The organism is Falsiporphyromonas endometrii, assembly GCF_042654485.1.
Lineage (GTDB): Bacteria > Bacteroidota > Bacteroidia > Bacteroidales > Porphyromonadaceae > Porphyromonas > Porphyromonas endometrii.
The window spans coordinates 17,492-38,506 of record NZ_JBHSGO010000048.1 but is presented as its reverse complement, the minus strand read 5'-3'; the positions used below and the strand labels follow the sequence as shown (position 1 = coordinate 38,506).

Below are 21,015 nucleotides of genomic sequence, written 5' to 3'. Positions count from 1 at the left end.
GGGCGGACGCCAATCCCCCCGGTGTTTTTCATGTCCGCCTGACGGATGAACAAAACAATGAAATGAAATGATTAATTTTGACTCAAAGATAAACCTCCTTTACACACTTTTTGGGATACTACCTCTCATTCTCTAAATGATTCATCAATTGATTTCTTATCTCTTCAGAATCAATGAAATCAAGTATCTCTTTCGCAAAGGCAATTGTAAGCATACTCTTGGCCTCTTCATAGGAGATACCTCTTTGCTGCATATAGAAAATAGCCGTTTCATCGAGTTGTCCGGTGGTCATACCGTGAGAACATTTCACATCATCGGCATATATTTCTAATTGAGGCTTGGCATGCATACGAGCATTTTTAGAAAGAAGAAGATTCTTATTTGTTTGATATGCAGCTGTCTTTTGAGCTCCCTCTTCAACAAGAATTCTTCCGGCAAACACACCATATCCACTTTCATCAACGATATATTTAAACAACTCGTCTGTATGGCAGTTGGTTGTTTTGTGCTCGACCCTGGTATAATTGTCAATCATTCGCTCTTTGCAAGCCATTCCAAGCCCTCTAAGAACAATCTCAGCATCCGGCCTTAGTAATTTGACGTTAAAATTGTTGCGACACAACTTTGCAGAAAAGGCATGCTGACAAAGACTTACAGAGGAGTGGTCGTACAATTCGGCCTGATAAGTAGCAATTCTTTCGTATTTCTCCGTAGCAATAAGATTGTCATATACTTTTATTTTTGACGAATCTTCTGCTCTAATTTCTACATGGTGAAGTGCCTTGGCATCGGAAGATGCGTCATTGATGATAATGGTTGCCTCACTAAAAGGATCGGCTATGATACCAATATGCCTAACAAACAATCTTCCCTCTTTGTCATCCTCAATAGTTAGTTCAATTGGAGTTTCCAATACACACTTCTTAGGGAGAAAAATACAAAGAGTATCTGCAGCATGAAGTTTATTAAGGAGGGCATATGCATCTTCAATTGGGTCTTCTAACAAATTTGCAAATCGCTTGGCCAAATCTTGATCCAATTGTTCTAACCGACTTAATCTTCCTATATATGCACCTTGAGGTAAATCGATCCTTTTGATAATATCATCATAGGGAGAATCTTGGCACTCTCTAACTGTGTCAAAAAAATGGGTCAGGTCTGTACGCTGATAATCTTCAGATCCAAAAGCCGGGAGTCCGCGTGTCTGAAAGGCTGCACCCGCTTTTGTTTTCATTTGCTGAAGGGTAGGGCATACTTCAAGTTTGTCCACCTTCATTTGCGGTGTATGATAACTATCTGTATTAAGCATATTATTCTCCTACTTCTTCCTTTATCCAATCGTATCCTCGTTCCTCAAGCTCAAGAGCTAATTCGGGACCACCTGTCTTAACAATTCGTCCTTTATAAAGAACATGTACAAAATCCGGCTTAATGTAATCAAGAAGACGCTGATAGTGAGTAATCACAATTGTAGCATTATCCTTTGAGCGAAGTCTATTGACACCTTCAGCCACTACTTTAAGGGCATCGATATCAAGGCCTGAGTCGGTCTCATCAAGAATAGAAAGAGAAGGTTCGAGCATAGCCATTTGGAAAATTTCATTTCTCTTCTTCTCTCCACCGGAGAAGCCTACATTGACACTTCTTCCGGAGAAAGATCTGTCAATTCCCATAACAGCTTGCTTTTCACGCATAAGTTTTAGAAAATCGCCGGCAGATAGTTCAGGCAACCCCATAGCTTTCCTTCGTTCTGTGACTGCAGCACGAATAAAGTTAGTCATAGAGACTCCCGGAATCTCCACAGGGTATTGAAAAGATAGGAATATCCCCATCCTGGCGCGTTCTTCTGCACTATACTGTAGCAAATCTTTGCCATCGTATTCGACAGACCCTCCTGTTACTGTAAATGTAGGGTTGCCAACAAGTACAGATGACAAGGTACTTTTCCCGGATCCATTAGGACCCATGATGGAGTGTACCTCTCCCTTATTAACCTTCAAATTGATTCCCTTGAGGATTTGCTTTTCTCCTATTGATGCTTGTAGGTTGTTTATATTAAGTAGCATATTTATCTAATTTTATATTATCCAACTGATCCCTCTAACGATACACTTAGTAGCTTTTGAGCCTCGATTGCAAATTCCATAGGAAGCTTTTGCATAACTTCTTTTGCATAACCACCCACAATAAGAGCAACTGCATTTTCTTGATCAATACCACGCTGATTGCAATACATAAGCTGATCTTCGGAGATCTTAGAAGTTGTAGCCTCATGCTCTATGATTGCCGAAGGATTATTGACTTGTGCATATGGAAAAGTATGTGCGCCACATTTATCACCAATCAATAAACTATCGCATTGTGAGTGATTGCGAGCATTTTCAGCATTGGGTGCAACTTGTACAAGACCCCGATAACTATTCTGACTCTTTCCTGCTGAAATACCTTTGGAGACGATACGACTTTTAGTATTCTTACCTATATGAAGCATCTTGGTCCCTGTGTCTGCCTGCTGATAGTTGTTCGTTACGGCAACAGAGTAAAATTCACCAACACTTTCATCTCCCTTCAGGACACAACTGGGATATTTCCAGGTAATGGCACTTCCCGTCTCAACCTGTGTCCAAGAAAGTTTAGAACGGAACCCTTTGCAGATACCACGTTTTGTAACAAAGTTGTAGATGCCTCCATTGCCATCTTTATCTCCCGGATACCAGTTCTGAACTGTAGAGTATTTTACTTCTGCTTCTGCTTCAACAAAAATCTCCACAATAGCTGCATGAAGTTGATTCTCATCTCTCATTGGAGCCGTACAGCCTTCCAAATAGCTTACATATGCCCCTTCATCTGCAACGATCAAAGTGCGTTCGAATTGACCTGTCTGAGCTGCATTGATACGGAAATATGTAGACAACTCCATAGGACATCTCACTCCCTTAGGGATATATACAAATGATCCATCACTGAATACAGCCGAATTGAGAGCTGCAAAATAGTTGTCATTGTAGGGAACTACTTTACCTAAATACTTTTTCACAAGTTCAGGATGTGTTTGTACTGCTTCACTAAACGAGCAAAAGATAATCCCAAGCTCAGCCAATCTTTCTCTAAAAGTAGTTTTTACCGATACAGAGTCCATCACCGCATCCACAGCCATTCCGGACAAAGCAGCCCTCTCATGAAGCGGAATGCCGAGTTTGTCGAATGTTTTCATCAACTCCGGGTCAATTTCCTGAGGCCCCTTCTTTGCCTTTTGTCGGGGTGCAGCATAATATATGATGTCTTGATAATCAATTGGAGGAATGTTGAGTAGAGCCCAATTAGGCATCTTCATACTCTCCCATTTACGGAAGGCTTTTAGCCTAAATTCAAGCAACCATTCCGGTTCGTTCTTCTTTTTAGAGATCAAGCGGACTACATCTTCATTTAGTCCATGAGGTATAGTTTCGGTGTCTATATCGGTTGTAAACCCATATTTATATTCACTTCCGGTTACCTCATCTATAATATCTTGATCCTGTTTTATATCTTTATTTTCCTGCATAATATCTAATTTAACCAGGCGTTATTGTGCTTCAAAAAGGAATAATATACTTCTTTGAATGTCCAAAGATACAACATCTTTGATAGAAGAGATTGTATCCTTGATTACTCCTATAGATGATAAGCGACAAAAATAACAATCTATTCACTGTGAGAATTATTCATTCGTTATATATCAAAAAACACATCAAAGATGTACAATCATGTTTGAGGATCTATAATAATAGATCTAAACAATTGATATTTAGAAAAATATGATTGAGACTCTTGCATGTGTGCATCACTCGTATTCATTATACTCAAATAAAAATTGCACAAATCAATCCAGAATTCGTTTTGAATTTATTCTAAATACAACGAAAAAGGAATAAATAATAGTCTCTCGAATATCTTCTGATAAACCATTGCAACACAAAACACTGTATACCTCACTTTGATTCTTTGCCTTCATCAACTCTTACACTTGCCATATCATCTTGTTTGGGAAAAGCATTTCCCGGTACTATAGCAGGTAAGATTTCTTTTATTGGGTAATAAAAAATCGACTTGTCACGATCCGTCTGTCTATCCTTAACTTGATCTGTGGAAGATATAAGCTGAGAGATAGGCTTTGTAAACTGATCTATAAATTCAAATACATTGAATGCGAAACTACATATCAAAAGCCATATCACTAAGTTGACTAAAGCTCCACCAAGATGATTGATGAGTCCTAAAGGTGTGGCATTGATAAGATGATTGAGTACATGAACAAGGAGTTTTAAGACAACGATAATAAGAACAATTGATACAATTCTCGAAGACCAAGCAGAAAAACCTTGTGATGCCCCCAATACATCATTCAAAAAGAAATCGACTAACGGCGTTACTACCGCATAACAAGTCAAAGCAATCAATACAGCAAAGAAATTGCCGGCACTTTTAATAAGTCCGCTCATAGCTCCTTTGATGACGGCATAGGTCAATATGATTAATATGACAATATCCAACCAATTCATATCAAAACGGATAAAATAAAACCAAACAAGACGTTAATAAACAAATAGGGGATGCGTCAGAATAAATATTCGACACATCCCCTAATGCTATATTACAATATTGTCTTGCTAATCCTCCTACATAAGTCGGAATTTACTTCATTGAAGCTGAATTTAAATATCCATAAAGGGCTTAAAATCAAACGCTTCATAAGCCAAGACAAATATTCTAATTACAATGTTTTCTTAATTTCAATCTCAGTGAATGCTTCAATCATATCACCTTCTTTGATGTCATTGAAATTGACAATGTTCAAACCACACTCAAGACCGGCAACCACCTCTTTTGCATCATCCTTAAATCGTTTAAGGGAGCCAAGCTCACCCGTATAGATAACAATACCGTCACGGATAAGACGGACTTTGTTGGTACGCTTAATCTTTCCTTCTTGTACCATACATCCCGCAATTGTTCCAACCTTAGTGATTTTGAATGTTTGAAGGACTTCGAGATTGGCAGTAATCTCCTCTTTGATTTCAGGAGATAGCATACCTTCCATAGCAGACTTGATGTCTTCAATAGTATCGTAGATAATACTATAAGTACGCACTTCGACACCATCTTGCTCAGCGAGCTTACGAGCTGCTTGGGAAGGCCTAACCTGGAATCCGATAACAATAGCTTCAGAAGCAGCAGCCAAGACAATATCTGATTCAGAGATTTGACCAACAGCCTTATGAATCACATTAACCTGGATTTCCTCTGTAGAAAGACCAATTAGTGAATCGGCAAGAGCTTCGACAGAACCATCCACGTCACCCTTAATGATGATATTAAGTTCGTGGAAGTCTCCCAATTCCTTACGTCTTGCAACTTCATCAAGAGTAAGAACCTTACGAGTACGGTCATTCTGCTCACGTTGCAATTGCTCTCGCTTGTTGGCAATATCTTTGGCCTCTTGTTCACTATCAAGGACATTAAAGTTATCTCCGGCAGTAGGAGCACCACTCAGACCCAAAATCAATACCGGTTCTGAAGGGCCGGCCTTTTTGACTCTTTGATTCCTTTCATTAAACATGGCCTTGATACGCCCATGATGCTTGCCGGCAAGGACAATATCACCAATCTTAAGAGTACCATTTTCTACAAGAATAGTAGCTACATAACCACGACCTTTGTCCAATGAGGATTCAATGATAGTACCACTGGCCTTTCTTTTAGGATTGGCTTGAAGATTAAGCATGTCAGCCTCCAAAAGAACCTTTTCAAGAAGTTCTGGAACGCCAATACCTTTTTTAGCAGAAATTTCTTGACACTGATACTTACCACCCCAATCCTCAACGAGATAGTTCATAGCAGAAAGTTGCTCCTTAATCTTGTCCGGATTAGCTGTAGGCTTATCACACTTATTGATTGCGAATACAATAGGTACCCCTGCTGCCGAAGCATGGTTGATAGCCTCCACAGTCTGTGGCATCACATCATCATCAGCTGCAATGATAATAATGGCAATGTCAGTTACTTTGGCACCTCTGGCACGCATAGCAGTAAATGCTTCGTGACCCGGAGTGTCCAAGAATGTAATATGTCGTCCGTTGGCAAGTTTAAGGTTGTAAGCTCCAATATGTTGTGTAATACCTCCTGCTTCACCTGCAATCACATTAGTAGCACGGATATTGTCAAGAAGCGAAGTCTTACCATGGTCAACATGCCCCATAACAGTAACAATAGGTGGGCGAGCAATCAAATCCTTAGGATCATCTTTTTCCTCTTCTTCGGCATTAATTGTCTCAACAACATCTGCACTGACAAACTCTGTCTTATAACCAAACTCTTCGGCAACCATATTGAGGGTTTCACCATCAAGGCGTTGATTAATAGAGACAAATAGACCAATGCTCATACATGTTGCAATAACCTCATTTACAGGTACATCCATCATTGTGGCAAGGTCGCTGACAGTTACAAACTCTGTAAGTTTGATGATCTTGCTTTCCTGTTGCTCCTGTTCCATTGCCTCATCTTGAGCCTTACGCTCTGCATCACGTCTGTCACGACGATACTTCGCTGCACGTGTAAAGGTGTTGGTTTTGGATGTGAGTCTTGCGAGTGTTTCTTTGATCTGCTTTTGAACATCCTCATCACTAACTTCCTGATGAGCATTCTGTTGCTGACGCTTATTGCGACGTTTGTCTCGACGAGATTTGTTGTTGTCAGATCTACGTCTTTCGTTTTCACTTGTTACTTTAGCTGCTTCGCTCTTAACATCAACCTGCTGCTTATTGATACGTTTACGACGCTTACGACCTTCATTTCTTCTTTCTTCCTTAGATTTTTTCTTAGGACGCATCGATGAATTGATAGAATCGAGGTCGATCTTTCCAACAATTTTTACCGCAGGCTCAGGGATGGTTGCGCCGGGACGGAATATTTCATCTTTCTTCTCCGTCTTCTTAGTCTTAGATTGTGGCTTCTTTGCCTCTGACATGCTGTTCTTATTATCGTTTTTCTTTCCTTTGTTTTGAGCCTCTGTACCGGACGGCTTAGCTTCCTTAGTACGCTTCACGTCAGTTGGAGACTTAGTCTCTATCGGCTCTTTTTTATTTTTTTTGTCAGCCACGGGCGAATTGCTCTTGATGGCTTTTTCAGTCTCTCCGGGTGTTGTTTTAGCCTTTTGTGACATTTCTTTTTTGTTGTCCTCATCCTTTATTTTGGATGAAGATTCCTTTTCTGAAGGAGTGTTCTGCTTATTGTTTGAGACCACTTTAGAAGTTTCAACGCTGTCTTTGTGTGATAAAGGTTTAGTGGAATGCTCCTTAGGAGTACTGTCAGACACCGTTTTCTTGACCTCCTCCTTCTTTATCTCGACTTTTACCGGCACAACCTCTTCTTTGGCCTTTGGCTTCGGAAGATCTTCTATATTACCTTTTACTACTACCTTGGGCTGAAGCGATTCGGGCACCTTGGTCTTTATCACTTTAGGATCCTTAGAAGCGACGGTAGAAGATTTCTCAGCCGGAGCTGCTTTTGTCTCTTTAGCTGTGGCATTGATTTCACTACTTTGAGACTTAGGCTCAAATTTTTTACGCAATTTGTCTATAATATCTGTAGACACCTCTTTTTTGAAGGCATCGGCCAGACACTCAAACTGCTTTTTATTAATTTTTGAATTAGGGTTGGCATCGACTTCAAAGCCACTTTCTTTTAACTTATCGGTCAATGTATTGACACCCACATTAAATTCTTTTGCTAGACTAAACAACTTGACTGTTGACATATATTCCTTTATACTACGCTCCTATTTTTGTTGCGGTTATACAATATTAATTTACATAAGAATCAGAAGCTTTTAAGGTTCAACAAATTGCAACTATAATCAATCATATCTATACGTCCGATTATTTTGTTTCTAAATGCTTCTGAAACATCATCACACAAACCGTATTATTCTTGTGAAGAAACATCATCAAAGTTATCGTTTTCTTGAATCTCCTGCTCGTCAGAATCGAAATATTCAGATTCATCGTCAGCAGACTCATCTTGATAATTGTCATCCGGCATTACTCCGGACTCTAAAAGTTCTTCATCATCAAATTCATTTTTCAGAACATCAATGACATAATCAATGGTTGATTCTTCCAAATCGGTTTGACGGATAAGTTCTTCTCTATTCTTGAGAAGGACACTTTTGGCTGTGGTGCAACCAATGTTTTTGAAAACATCAATAACCCAAGTCTCTATCTCATCAGAGAATTCGTCTAAGTAAATATCTGCACCATCTACCACCTCAACATCACGGAATACCTCAATTCGATAGCCCGTAAGTGCTGAAGCCAATTTGATGTTGGCAGCATTCTTGCCTATTGCCAAGGGTACCTCTTCCGGTTTAAGATATACTTCAGCACGACCTTCCTCATCAAATAGATTGATATTGGATGGGTGTGCGGGACTCAGAGCTCTTTGTACAAATAGTTTTCTGTTGGATGTAAATGTGGTAACGTCGATATTCTCACCTCTCAATTCTCTTACAATTCCTCTAATACGACTACCATTCATCCCCACGCAGGCACCAACCGGATCGATACGTTCATCATAACTTTCGACAGCCATCTTAGCTCTCTCACCCGGGATACGCGCAACCGAGCGAATTGTAATAAGGCCATCAGCAATTTCGGGAACATTCAATTCAAAAAGTCTCTTGAGGAATTCTCCACTTGTACGACTTAAGATTACCCTAGGGTTATTACTTTCATTTTCTACTCTTTCGATAACAGCGTGGACGGTTTCTCCCTTTCTGAAATAGTCGCTTGGGATTTGTTCACTCTTTGGCATAATTAGTTCGTTCCCATCATCATCCAAAAGGAGAGCTTCCCTTTTCCACACTTGATATACCTCTGCAGAAATAAGTTGTCCGACACGTTGAGAGAACGTTTCGTAAAAGTTTTCTTTCTGCAATTCCAAAATCTTACTAGATAGAGCTTGGCGAAGGTTAAGGATGGCACGTCTGCCAAACTCTTCAAATTGAATCTGGTCTGTTACCTCGTCCCCAATCTCTGCATCAGGGTCTATTTTGTGTGCCTCTTCCAACGTCGCTTGTCTGTTAACATCTTCAAGTTCATCGTCTTTGACAACCTCTCTTGTCCGATAAATCTCGAAGTCTCCATTTTCCGGACTGATAATCACATCATAGTTTTCATCAGTACCAAACATTTTAGCCAACACATTGCGGAAAGAATCCTCCAAGACATGAATCATCGTGTCTTTGTCGATATTCTTCAACTCTTTGAATTCCGCAAGGGATTCGGTCATGCTAATATTGTCCTTTTTCTTGGCCATTTGTATCTAATAATTTATTATTCTTGTTACTTCTTCTTTTTTACTCTCACCACATATGTGGCTGTTTTGATTTCGTCGTATCGAATACTCAAACATATTGGGACCTCTTTTTTTCTCTTAGCTCCTTCCGGTTTCATCATTCGAACGACTTCTATCACAACTTCATCTTCATCAACATCTTTTAGTACCCCAACCTCTTTGATGCCTGTCTTAAGTAGCACTTCAACTTCTTGATCAATATACTTTTTCCATTGCCTGGGCATGGTGAGTGGGGTAGAGAGACCACAAGAAGCTACTTCGAGCTCAAAGTCTTCTTTGTCTCTATCCATCTTTGACTCGACAAATCTGCTAAGACTGGAGCAAGTCATAAGGTCCAGAGGTTTATCGCTGTCAATGATTATCTCTATTCTATTGTCCGGACTTACTGTTACACTTACAAGGAAAAGGTCCGGATTATCGTTGAGATAAAGCTCTACAATATCTTCAATTTGTTTGCTGCTGATCATTCTCAGTTTAACAACTATTATAAATAATGAGGAGGAAGCAATCTCTCGCCTCCTCCAACCACTTTACAAAGGTAAGCAAAATAATTGTGTCTTAGTCATAAAGATGGAGAAAAGTTTTGATCTTTAGCACATTCTTAACCATCAATACATATGTACAATAGGTATATAAAATGAAATCGGGGCTTATAATCAGTGTCAATAGGAAGATATTTGTCTGTTTTACCGGTCTTGAGGTTGATTGCAGTATTGTTTGTTTCTTGTCACTGAGTTTGAAATTGTTGGGAATATAAATCGAGGAAATGTAGCACCAAAAGCAAGTAAAAAGATTACCGTGGCTGTAAGAACGCCGTTGTAAAAAAACTCTTTCATATAAAACGACTGTGTAACCGTATTGTCTTGTTGTAAAAACATAATAAGCGCGAAGATTGTCTTATATGCAAATTTGCCGGGAATAAGAGGCAAAAGAGCAGGTATATACAAAACCGTAAGAGGACATCTAACCCATTTGCCTATTAACAAGCTCAGAAATCCACAAGCAAAGGCACCTAAAAAGGAGGCAGTAGCAATATCAATATCAAAATAGTGTACTGCTGCAAATCTAACCGTATGGGCTACTGCTGCCAATATTGCAATCCCTTTGAAAGCCCTTAGGGGGGGTGCGAGATAGCGCCAAACCCAATAGCTGCAATGGCACTGTACAATCCGTCAAGAAAAAGATCCAGTATCATAATAGGCCGTTTTGAAGATAATAAGTGTAAAAGACATTCCCAGTGCCAAGCAAAATATCAAGAGGAAAGCTTGTATCAGTCTTGACATTCCCGATAGACCATATCCTTCCAACAGGTCAATAACACCATTGATAAGAGGTACTCCCGGTATAAGGAATAGGACACTCGTAGCAACGGCTGTGTCTTTGGTTGTGCTAAAATTCATTGCTGAAGAGGCAATCAGGGAGGCCACAAAGGCACAAATAATAAAGACCAGATAGTGATTCATCTTTAGTGCCATCAATTTTTGACGGATAAAAAATCCTACCAGTGTGGCAATGAATACAATCAAAATAGCCCATTTGTCTCCACCAAAGATTGCACAGAAGGCAGCATTCGCTATACTTGCCAAGAATAAGATTGCTGTCGGCTTTACCGAATAAGTTGATACTATGGTTTGATATTCATTCTTGATTTCGTCTAAAGATAAATGCTCATCATATGCCTTCCAACTCAAAGCACTCAATTCAGAATTGTGCTCAAAACTAATTGGTTGACTTGGAATATCTATGACTCTTGTAAAATGATCATCTATATTCTCTAAGTTAACTACATAAATGACAAGTGATTTCTGAAAAACATTCATTCTCACTTTATATCCAAGCGAAGATCCAATTCGTTTGGTACATCTAACGATACGTGATGTGTGGACACCGCTACCCATCATGTGTGCAGCATAGCTTGCTAAAAATTCACCGACTTCATTGATGTCTCTAATCTGCGACATAGAGATTGTGATTTTTACATTACCCCGGACATGTCACTTGGGTATTTTGGTTAGTTCAGTCTCAACTGCAATCGCATGAGCAGTATTTTCTCTTGTTGGACAACAAAGTCAACTCAAAATATCTCCATGCAACTAACCTTTTTCTATCGACATATTGGGTTAAAAAGGAAACAATTAAAATAATGTGCAAAGATAATGAATGGACGCTTTTTGAGAAATAATTACTGATTTCGTTTAAGAAGAAAAGATAAATTGTGAGTCTCACGACTTTGCTACCGGTTCTATTCTAATCCAACATTCCTGCGGCATCCAATGATTTAGATATTTCAGTACGTATGCTATCTCTTTTTGTTTTGTCGAGTGCATCTTTGATTGTTTGCAACTCTTCTCTAATTTGGCGAAGCTTTTTGATTGCTTCCATTCTATTATTGATTTCAAAAGTATTCTCTTCAATCTCTTGTCTTGCCCCCTTTATTGTAAGACCTCTCTCTCTAAGTAAAGTTTTGATACAACGAATCTTCTCTATATTGTCTCTACTATATCGCCTTGTCCCTCCTTTGGATCTTTTAGGTCGAAGAGAGGGGAATTCTTGCTCCCAATGTCTTAATGTAGCAATGGATTCATCGAGCATTTTTGCCACTTCACTAATAGAGAAGTATAGTTTATTATTCATCTGAATTATTCAAGTTATTTTTTAAGAAGTTGTATGGGAAGGTACAAAAAAAGCCGAGGTTTATTGCCTTAGAAAAAGAAAACATCGACAATAAATCCCGGCTTCACTCTTAGCAAATTCGTGAGTATACCTATTATTACTTATTCTCAAAGCGTTGAGCTACCAACTTTTCTGCCAATCTAACACATTCTAAGCAAGGAAACTTCTCTTCCCCTTTGAGAACTTTGCAAGTTGTGCCTCCGGCCTCTTTTTCAAATTCGTCAATGACCGATGGCATATTGTGTGCTTTCATAAGCTCTTCAGCTGCATACAAGGCTCCACAAAGCCCTCCCTCAGCTCGTCCACCTCCACAAGGTCTATACATCTTTTCTATCTCTTGATCAGTCAAGTTTGTCTTATCCTGATATGCTTTCATTACAGCCTGACAGCAATTCCAGTTGTCCGGTTTACAGTGAAAGAATTGTTCTGCTTTCTTGCTTTCCATAATAGTTTATTAAATGATAATCTTCACAAAGGTAATAAGAAGATGTCAAAACTTGTCTGATAATATTTTGGAAAAGGTAATATCTGTGTAGCTATTTGCTATCTGTTTGCTCAATCAATTTAAGGTTTTGCAAGGGAACTCCATGAATAGAGATTGTTCTCAGGGTAGAGGTATAGAACAGCTTATTAGATCTTTGCCAAAGGAATAGTTTTGGAATAATGCAGATAAGCTTTCATTGCCCCATAGTTTTGATGATCTTTCCCGATTTGAAAATTGCCATCCAATGGTACAACAACAAACTTCATTGCCCCTTCATCATCGTGCCTGTTTACCCATGTATGAATATATTTCAAATTACAAATATTGGTACCTCGTTCTTTTTCTTTAGTCAGCGTAACGAGAATAGACAATCCTCCGGTAGTACAAAGATTGGACGATTGATTGCTGATATAATTGCCGAGAGAATAAAATACCAGTGTATTTTTACCTTTATCATTAGTTATCACGTCTGATTCTTGTACCACATGAGGATGACTGCCAACTATTATATCTGCTCCGGCATCGGCCAATTGCTTTGCCAAGTATCTTTGTTGATAATTGGAATGCGATTGATATTCAATACCCCAATGCAAATATATAATGACACAATCCACTTTTTTATTTGCTCTTGCACTCCTTACATCGGATAACATGGTCGAATCAATCATATTGACTTCAGTCGGGGGCTTTACAGGCATCCCATTAGTCCCGTATGTGTAAGACAAGAGAGCAATATTGATACCGTTGCTGCATATTATAAGTGGAGACAATCTACCTCTCTCTCTGTTATTTCTAAAAGATCCTGTATGCCTGATTCCTACTTGATCCAGTACATTTAAAGTTCTTACTATCCCTTTCGAACCACGGTCAGCACAATGATTATTTGCCGTTGTTAAGACATCAAATCCAGCTCTTTTTAGTGAGTATGCGAGGGTGTCAGGAGAGCTAAACATAGGATATCCGCTATAAGGTTTTCCTCCAAAAGTTGTCTCAAGGTTGGCAATAGCAATGTCTGCCTTATCAATATAAGGTTTGATTAGGCTAAAACATGAGTCAAAATTATATGTTCCATTAGATTGTATAGCAGCTTTTTGCTGTGGTAAATGCATCATAATATCACCGGCAAAGTACAAGGTTGTCTTATACCTATTGGGTTCTTTACCAACCAATTTCACATTAGATGAGGGCTTACCAATATTGTCAGCAGCCTTTTGGTGACAAGCCGACAGCCAAAGGCAAACTAAGGCAAAATAATATATTCCAAAAGTCCTTCTAATTTTCATGAAAGTGAAGAGAATAAAAGCTGTCTTGACAACTAAAGTTCACTAAAAACATTTTGTTTTAGTGTCTAACCACAGTTGCATTGATCGCACGTTATGCTTTCGGGTTAGACACTAAATCTAAAACAGCTTCTTAGTTTGTTATGACAAATAAATGATATACATTATTTTACGATAATATCTTGTCCTGGAAGTTCGGTAGAGAAATCACGGCTATAAGCAGATCTTAAGATGGATTTGCCGCTATGATAAATACCTTCTCTTACAATTCGTTGAGAAAACTCCACTTGATATCTTCCTCTCTGAAGAGCATCAAAGAAGAAATTAGTTTGAACATCTTTGGCTTCAAAATAATACCATGTACCTCCTCCGTATCTATATCCTGTAAGTACCCCCATGGGCTCAGTTGCTGCACTTCTTCTGCTATTTAGAACAATAAAATCCATTGCTCGATCGATCTTAACTTGATACATAGTCCTTATCTCATCTCCAATCTTAAGAGCCTCTCCCTCTTTTATGGGCTTAAGTTTTTCTTGTCCGTTTTCGATGACTACCCGATAGGCTTGTTCACTTAAGACCATAGGTTGATCGGATGCAATCTTTGCCTTTTTCTCTTGCCCCATTACACGCTTATAATCGACATACACAGCTCCCCAAAGAATACCATCAGAGTTATTTTGAATCTTAATCTTTCCATTTTGAGGAAGATTTTTCTCTTGAGTGGAAGGAATCATATTTACGAGCATGGAATCTATGATGTCAGACAAATGATGCCCCTTATTGGTATTCATAAACAAGCCGTAGACAATATCTGATGTGGCTGGTGTAGACGGCCAAGTCTGAACTCTCTTCTGACTGATGAGCCATTGCTTCATTCGGTTGATCAATTCGGTCTTTTTATCCCCGTCTTTGAGAATTTCACTAAATGCTTCCATAGAGGCAATATGAAGTGGATATCTGGTATCACACCAATAAGGATTAACCATCTTCATGGCAAAGAAAGCTCCTTGTCCATCTTTGTAAGTTAAATGTTGCCTTAATGATTCGACTGCATCTTGAGCAAGATCAAACTTACCAAATCTATTTGCTATCACGGCAGCTTCGGGGAGTTGGTCAAGAGTCAGTTGATGCTTATTCATCTTTGAGAACAGATACTTCAAAGTGTAATCCAATACCGGATTGCCGTCCTTTTTAGGAGACTCACTCTGCAAAGCAAGAATATAAGCATAGCGTACAAAGTTTTGTGGAAGATATCTTTTAGCTTCAGGAAGCTTCATAATATCATCCAGCATATTTGTATTCTCTCGTTTAAGATATGCCAATACATCGTCTATCTGATAGGTATCATGAAGCATATTATTGAGCCTTGTAAATAGAAGAGCCACATATTCAGAAGCATAGTAATTGCTCTTCATGGCGGGCATCCAACTATATCCTCCATCCTCGTTCTGAAGTTGCTTCAACTGTGCCATCATATCCTCCATCTGCAAGGTAGCTCCCACACCTTTGAGCATATTCAATACCTCTTTGGCATTAGCTTCTTCCAACTCGGCTTGTTTGATCCACGGCATCTCACTATCAATCATATCATATACCTCAGGCTGTGTGCGTAGGGTAGACTTCACATCAGGATTTGATTGGAGTATCTTATCCTTAATTGCGCCAAATTTTGGATTCTGAGTGATAAAGTTAGCAATCCTTGACGCATAAATAGCCGAAGATATGCTGATAGCATCATTGTGAGGAGAAGTGATAGAGGGTAATGTCCTAAGAATTGGCCACAGAATACTGCCATCTTTATGAATTGTTATTCGTGTATCATTCGGAAGATTTTTGGGCAGATAGTCATATAAATCAATCTCTTTACTCTCATTTGGAAGCAGCATCACGGGTATCGATGTATGTGCCGGCTCAATGTTGCTCAGCTGTGGAAGGATTTTTTCTTCTCCATCGCTGAAGAGTCTTGAATCAGCAACAATGCGAACTCCGATCATTTTAAGATCACTTTGTGCCTTGAGAGGGAATGTAACAGATGCACTCGCTTTGGCCTCAACACGTATCTCCCTATTCTCTTTGTGAAGAACCTGTCCTGTTTCAGGATCGAATAATTCTAAACTTACAATAGGAGAAACACTGTTGTCCGACATATTATAAATCGAGGCTGAAACCATTCCATCATCGCCCATACGGACAAATCTTGGCATATTAGACATGACCATAAATTGCTTGACAGTCTTTACGTCATAGCTCTTTTCCGTAAAATCCAAAGCATCATTGTGCCCGATCATATACAGTTTCCAAGATGTCATCGCATCAGGCAGTCTGAAAGACCAAGTACAAATACCTTCAGCATCTGTTGTCAATGTAGGGTAAAAGAAAGCTGTTTCAGCAAAATTGCTCCTAATCTGAGGTTTTGATTTATTGGGAATACCTTTTGAAGCCGACAAATCATCAAACCCTTTGTCCTGTTTAGTTGGAACAGCATTCATTTCATCTGCAAGGATATTGCTGGTCAACATAGTTCGATTATTAAACTTCGGATGTATAAGGATTTGCCCGGAAGAAATGTTATATCCAACCCGACGAGGTATATTTATCTGAGGAGCCCGGAAATATGGCGATATCCAATTGTATATTTCATTATTGCTTACTGATGCAGACATGACAGGTAAGCGATATGGAATCTTCCATGTCATATTGGGAAGACTATATGGATGAAGGGCCAAAAGTGAGGCGTCAAACATAAAGGCTGCTACCGAAGCATCTTTAATCGGATTGCCATTTTTGTCCGTAACAACGAAACTCCATGTCTCCTCTTTGCCGGTTTCCAAAAGTGTTCTAAAGCTTTTTTGTTTGATTTGAAGTTCTTTGATTTCCTCTCTTAAACAAAGATCATTCCATGAAGAATATAGCCTACCATCTCTTACCATATATATACGCAGTCCATACTTGGGTAACGTAAGAAGCTTGTCCGAAATATCAATTCTGGACAATTTCCCCTTTTTGAGTACTATATGTTTGCGAAGAAGTAGATTGTTGTTACCTATTACATCATAAAACAGATCTGCATTCTCAAGTTTTGTTCCCACTAAGAATGATGGGTGATGACCATTCCCGTATGTGTCATCCAGCTTAAAGATAGTTAGCATATTGCTTGTTGAGAGAGTCTGAGTCTTATCAGAATAGATGACAACCTCTCCATCTGAATCGGCCTTCATGCCTTCTGTCGTTTCCACTTCAACATGGTATTTGTATGTACCATCTTTCAACTTTTTGATAGAGAACTTTTCACCACCAACTGCCTTTTTACTTTGGTCAATTTGGTAAGAGTCAATCAAACTTCCATCAGCTGTCAACAGCTCAAATGTAAGGTGTTTGATTTGGGGCAAATTGCCGAAAGGTGAATCGACCTTAAACTTAAATATTTGGTTAAGTCCTTGCTCTATTGTGAGATCAGACTTATTGAGATATGATACATCATTCTCATTATTGTCTTGATTGAGAGCTTCTACATTGGTTGTTCCAAAGAGGGGAGTGATCCTACATTTGGGCGTTCCTACTACAATAATAGATTCATCCGTATGGGTCTCGCCATTGGATGATGTAACAGTAACCTGTGTAGTGAATACAAAAGCTGTTTGTGGGTTGTTTTCGTGCAAACGATTAAGATTATCCGGAAGTGTAAGTTTGATTGGAAGATCAAACTTGCCATCATTGCCACATATTGCAAACCCTTGGTCAATGACAGTCGGATGCCGATAATCCATTTGCCACCAATAGGGGTTGATACTCGTTACCTCTGTAATCCAAGAGACCTTTGCTCCCATCAAGGGAACTCCACTGTATTGCTGAGCAGAGCCATTGATTTGTATCTTATCTCCAAACCGGAAAATGCCTTCTGGTTTACGAAGCTTGATATCGAATGTTGGTCGCTTATACTCTTCCACATAGAAAGAACACTCAGATCTGTCTGAGACAATCGTAAACTCACCGGTAAGAGTTTTTTGAGGCAGGGTAAACTCTCCCTCAAAATTACCTCGTTGATCAGTTGTAACCTCAATCTTCTCGACCTCGTCATTATTGACATCTTTGAGACGAATCGTTACAGTCTTATCAGGTAGGATTTGTCCATCCTTTTGCAAATATCCTATTCGATAGGCAAATCCCGAAAACTTCACCTTTTGACCTGGTCTGTAGCTTGATCGATCAGTGTAAATATAAAGGAGATCTTGCGTTCTTTCAAGATTGTTGTCGTATGAATTGAAGCGGCCATAGTTGAAAAGAGGTACAAAATCCATCGGTTGATCATTCTTTGTGCGACAGCTGACATAATAGGAGGCATTATCATTAAAAGTCTTATCATTAAGACTAATAAGGCCTTCTTTGTCAGATACTTCCTCTTGTACAGGTTCAACAATATAGCGTTCGTTTTGTCGGTCCCAGATCTGCTTACTAAGGGTAGCAGTTACTTTGGGTATTGGATGACCCGTTGTCAGGTCGACCACTCTTATATCCTCTGCTCCTTTTCCATAGGGCAAAATAATCGGTAGAAGATTAGATACTACAAATTTGCTGCTGGCTGCCTGGCACGTAAAGTGTCCGGCTTCCGGAGTTTGTGGCTTTACTTCAGCCTTCAATGTAAGACGATAAACACCGGAAGGGAGGGATTGCATCAAGTCAAGAATGTATTTATCTCCTCTCTTTTGAACTTGTGAGACGGGGAAGTTTCTATTCATCACTTCTCTAATAACTTTGGTGTCTCTCTGATTGATATTGTTTTCTAATTGCTCAATCTTTATGTGAAGACTTTCAAACATAGAGGGATAAAACTCACTAAAATCTACGATTATAGGAGTATTGAGGGCAAATCTGACATTGATGCTGGCAGAAAAATAGGGTTGAATAATCGAATAAACGACTCCAAGAGACTTTTTATAGCCATAAGACTCCTCAGTCTTAAATGCATGAAGGACTTCCAATGCAAACTTGAGGTTCTCTTCGTTGTAAGGAACTTTAACAGTCGAGCCAACCTTCTTCTTCTGATCAGTATCTGGTTCCTCATAACTCCTGTAGGTCTCAATATAGTCTTCAAGGAGTGTTGCACTAAGATTACATCCCTTCACTCGGGTTATGAGATCTTTTAGCTTAGATAAATACTCAGTTACGTCAACTCTATTTGTTCCTTTGTCTATAGTAAGAAGTATATAATCTGCATAGCATTTATTTTCTTTTGAATCGATTTGTTCAGATGCCTTCATGACAGCATGTCTTAGATAATCATATCCATTCAAATGACCTTCCGGTACATCCACCATTGTATCTGAGTCCATTTCATAAGAAACAAATTCTTGGACCTTTTGAAGTACAAGCTCTTGAATAGATTCATTATCTACCTCTTTTTGATCCTTCTCCATAGCTCTGATGACGACTTTATCAGACTCTTGAATACGAAGAAGAGGGTAATATTCTTTTGCTGTAGAGCTCTGTAAAGAGGAGATGTGATTCAAAGCTCTTGCCAGAAGTTGGGTCTCAACAGACAAAAACTGACGATAGCTCCATGTTGGGACGTAGGTACCAATCGCTATTTCAGAAGCAACCTCCCGCTCGGAAACCAATCTGCCGGAATTATGCTGATAAAGTTGGCACATCACAAGATCTAATATTGTTTTGTCTGCTGTAGTCAACCACTTGTAGGATGAAATCTCATTGAGCTTGGAAATAAGAGTGGCGATATCCGATTCATAATCGAGAGCCTCCTCAATATTGTATTGGGTCAAAAGAGATTCAATGTAATATGGAAAGTTTTTATCCTTCAATGATTTGTCAATCAGTTTTTTACAAGACTGAAGAGCCTCTTGTGGTTTTTGAAAACGAATAGCACTGATTACTTCTTGATACAGGCGATCAAGCTCTGAACCGGAAGATTGTAATGGATTGCTACCGATTTGATGTGATGAAATTTCTCCCATATTGAGGTCAAGTGAGTTATTGTCTATTTTAGAAGCATAGGATGCCGTTGTTAATCCCATGCCTACTGTAGATAGGCTAAGTCCGAGCCCAACTACCAAAGATCTTTTATTTCTCTTCATAAAAAGTTACTTAATTTGATGCTAAGATATACATTTAACGTCTAAAGTCTGACTAATAAATGCCTAAAGATTGGAAATACTGCATCAAACGATGCTTAGTAAACGTTCTATATTACCAAAATGAATTACATTTGCCTTGGAAATAATTTTGTATTTGTCGAATAGTTGTGTGTACTTTTATAACCGAAACAAATACAAATAATGCCAAACAATACCTTGATGAATTGTTGCATCTTCAGATGTCGATTGATGTAGCATCATGTTTAACGTGCAAATACATTTTTATTATGCTTCTTAGACAAGCTTGGAACAACCTATTGCGCTTTATTTTTAATCCCTCTTCCGGTCCGGTGATGAAGCCACAAAGAACATGCGGACATTACAATTACAAACTTATATGTATTGAAGCCATCATGGCTATACTGCTCGGAATGATTGTCAATGCATGTTTTTCATCTGTTGCTAATCTAATGGCAACAACTATAGCCGAGGTCTTAGGAACCACTAACAATATCGATCAACTAAATAAAGTAGAAGAATCAATTGCCAAAAGTTGGGAATTAATCATTTTTGCCGTGCTGATTGGCCCCATAATTGAAGAATTTGGATTTAGATTTTCATTGAAAATAACCCCGGTTACAGTATTTGTTTCAGTATTTATTATGTCAATTTACACCCTGGGACTATTTATGTTGGGGAAGAATCCAAACTTCCTAAGCATTGCGATATTGATATCATCTTCAATAGCTATTGCTACAATGATGTTCCTTGCAACAAGACATAATCTAAAAGGCTTTTATAGACATAAAGGCGCATGGGTAGTTTTTTGTTCGTTTCTTTTTGCATTAGCTCATCTTGGAAATATCGACTTTCAACCAATGATGATTATACCTTATATTTTTCAATTCTTTCCATTCCTATTTTTAGGAATGTGTTTGGCCTATTTTAGAATAAGATATGGATTGGTATATTCGATAGCTCTACACATGCTAAACAACTTTATAGCTATAAGTTCTTTATCATTACAATAAGGTTTTAGTAATCAACTTCCCATCTTGGTATCATTGACAAAGAGTATCTTTTTTAGTATCTT

General features: G+C 38.8%; 13 protein-coding genes and 1 pseudogene. 1 reads left to right on the top strand and 13 read right to left on the bottom strand.

Annotated elements, in window-relative coordinates:
• Nucleotides 1–118 precede the first annotated feature (118 nt).
• The 13 genes and pseudogenes from ACFO3G_RS02950 to ACFO3G_RS02890 form a co-directional block, all read right to left on the bottom strand.
• On the bottom strand, nt 119–1,309 hold the full coding sequence (locus tag ACFO3G_RS02950) for a SufB/SufD family protein (protein WP_380077847.1): 1,191 nt from the start codon (nt 1,307–1,309) through the stop codon (nt 119–121).
• Between the two features lies 1 nt (nt 1,310).
• The gene (sufC, locus tag ACFO3G_RS02945; protein WP_380077845.1) at nt 1,311–2,066 is read right to left on the bottom strand and encodes a Fe-S cluster assembly ATPase SufC; all 756 of its coding nucleotides are present in this window, start codon (nt 2,064–2,066) and stop codon (nt 1,311–1,313) included.
• A 17-nt stretch (nt 2,067–2,083) separates the two neighbouring features.
• Nucleotides 2,084–3,544, bottom strand: coding sequence for a Fe-S cluster assembly protein SufB (sufB, locus tag ACFO3G_RS02940; RefSeq protein ID WP_380077844.1), 1,461 nt, complete (start codon nt 3,542–3,544; stop codon nt 2,084–2,086).
• 427 nt (nt 3,545–3,971) lie between these two features.
• Nucleotides 3,972–4,541, bottom strand: a complete 570-nt coding sequence (locus tag ACFO3G_RS02935) for a CvpA family protein (protein ID WP_380077843.1) — start codon at nt 4,539–4,541, stop codon at nt 3,972–3,974.
• 212 nt (nt 4,542–4,753) lie between these two features.
• The gene (gene infB, locus ACFO3G_RS02930; protein WP_380077841.1) at nt 4,754–7,798 is read right to left on the bottom strand and encodes a translation initiation factor IF-2; all 3,045 of its coding nucleotides are present in this window, start codon (nt 7,796–7,798) and stop codon (nt 4,754–4,756) included.
• A 167-nt stretch (nt 7,799–7,965) separates the two neighbouring features.
• Nucleotides 7,966–9,357, bottom strand: coding sequence for a transcription termination factor NusA (gene nusA / locus ACFO3G_RS02925; protein ID WP_380077839.1), 1,392 nt, complete (start codon nt 9,355–9,357; stop codon nt 7,966–7,968).
• 26 nt (nt 9,358–9,383) lie between these two features.
• Complete coding sequence (gene rimP / locus ACFO3G_RS02920; protein ID WP_380077837.1) at nt 9,384–9,863, bottom strand: ribosome assembly cofactor RimP; 480 nt, start codon at nt 9,861–9,863, stop codon at nt 9,384–9,386.
• A gap of 219 nt (nt 9,864–10,082) precedes the next feature.
• A pseudogene (locus ACFO3G_RS02915) lies at nt 10,083–10,594 on the bottom strand (threonine/serine exporter family protein).
• Nucleotides 10,569–11,357, bottom strand: coding sequence for a threonine/serine exporter family protein (locus tag ACFO3G_RS02910; RefSeq protein WP_380077835.1), 789 nt, complete (start codon nt 11,355–11,357; stop codon nt 10,569–10,571). Before ACFO3G_RS02910 ends, ACFO3G_RS02915 begins: the two are co-directional and overlap by 26 nt.
• A 286-nt stretch (nt 11,358–11,643) precedes the next feature.
• Entirely contained in the window at nt 11,644–12,030 is a 387-nt protein-coding gene (locus ACFO3G_RS02905) for a MerR family transcriptional regulator (protein WP_380077833.1), read from the bottom strand.
• Between the two features lie 136 nt (nt 12,031–12,166).
• Nucleotides 12,167–12,514 carry a C-GCAxxG-C-C family (seleno)protein gene (locus ACFO3G_RS02900; RefSeq protein WP_380077831.1) on the bottom strand — a complete coding sequence of 116 codons (348 nt, stop codon included), beginning with the start codon at nt 12,512–12,514 and terminating at the stop codon, nt 12,167–12,169.
• 185 nt (nt 12,515–12,699) lie between these two features.
• Nucleotides 12,700–13,836, bottom strand: a complete 1,137-nt coding sequence (locus ACFO3G_RS02895; protein ID WP_380077829.1) for a CapA family protein — start codon at nt 13,834–13,836, stop codon at nt 12,700–12,702.
• Between the two features lie 161 nt (nt 13,837–13,997).
• Nucleotides 13,998–19,922, bottom strand: coding sequence for an MG2 domain-containing protein (locus tag ACFO3G_RS02890; protein WP_380077827.1), 5,925 nt, complete (start codon nt 19,920–19,922; stop codon nt 13,998–14,000).
• 287 nt (nt 19,923–20,209) lie between these two features.
• Between ACFO3G_RS02890 and ACFO3G_RS02885 the strand changes: the two genes are divergently transcribed.
• Nucleotides 20,210–20,953 (top strand): CPBP family glutamic-type intramembrane protease, encoded by a 744-nt coding sequence (locus tag ACFO3G_RS02885; protein ID WP_380077825.1) that lies wholly within the window; start codon nt 20,210–20,212, stop codon nt 20,951–20,953.
• Nucleotides 20,954–21,015 lie beyond the last annotated feature (62 nt).

Bases quoted from the DNA above. Each gene is read 5' to 3' on its own strand.
- ACFO3G_RS02950 (WP_380077847.1), bottom strand. From the start codon at position 1,309: ATGCTTAATACAGATAGTTATCATACACCGCAAATGAAGGTGGACAAA.
- sufC (WP_380077845.1), bottom strand. From the start codon at position 2,066: ATGCTACTTAATATAAACAACCTACAAGCATCAATAGGAGAAAAGCAA.
- sufB (WP_380077844.1), bottom strand. From the start codon at position 3,544: ATGCAGGAAAATAAAGATATAAAACAGGATCAAGATATTATAGATGAG.
- ACFO3G_RS02935 (WP_380077843.1), bottom strand. From the start codon at position 4,541: ATGAATTGGTTGGATATTGTCATATTAATCATATTGACCTATGCCGTC.
- infB (WP_380077841.1), bottom strand. From the start codon at position 7,798: ATGTCAACAGTCAAGTTGTTTAGTCTAGCAAAAGAATTTAATGTGGGT.
- nusA (WP_380077839.1), bottom strand. From the start codon at position 9,357: ATGGCCAAGAAAAAGGACAATATTAGCATGACCGAATCCCTTGCGGAA.
- rimP (WP_380077837.1), bottom strand. From the start codon at position 9,863: ATGATCAGCAGCAAACAAATTGAAGATATTGTAGAGCTTTATCTCAAC.
- ACFO3G_RS02910 (WP_380077835.1), bottom strand. From the start codon at position 11,357: ATGTCGCAGATTAGAGACATCAATGAAGTCGGTGAATTTTTAGCAAGC.
- ACFO3G_RS02905 (WP_380077833.1), bottom strand. From the start codon at position 12,030: ATGAATAATAAACTATACTTCTCTATTAGTGAAGTGGCAAAAATGCTC.
- ACFO3G_RS02900 (WP_380077831.1), bottom strand. From the start codon at position 12,514: ATGGAAAGCAAGAAAGCAGAACAATTCTTTCACTGTAAACCGGACAAC.
- ACFO3G_RS02895 (WP_380077829.1), bottom strand. From the start codon at position 13,836: ATGAAAATTAGAAGGACTTTTGGAATATATTATTTTGCCTTAGTTTGC.
- ACFO3G_RS02890 (WP_380077827.1), bottom strand. From the start codon at position 19,922: ATGAAGAGAAATAAAAGATCTTTGGTAGTTGGGCTCGGACTTAGCCTA.
- ACFO3G_RS02885 (WP_380077825.1), top strand. From the start codon at position 20,210: ATGCTTCTTAGACAAGCTTGGAACAACCTATTGCGCTTTATTTTTAAT.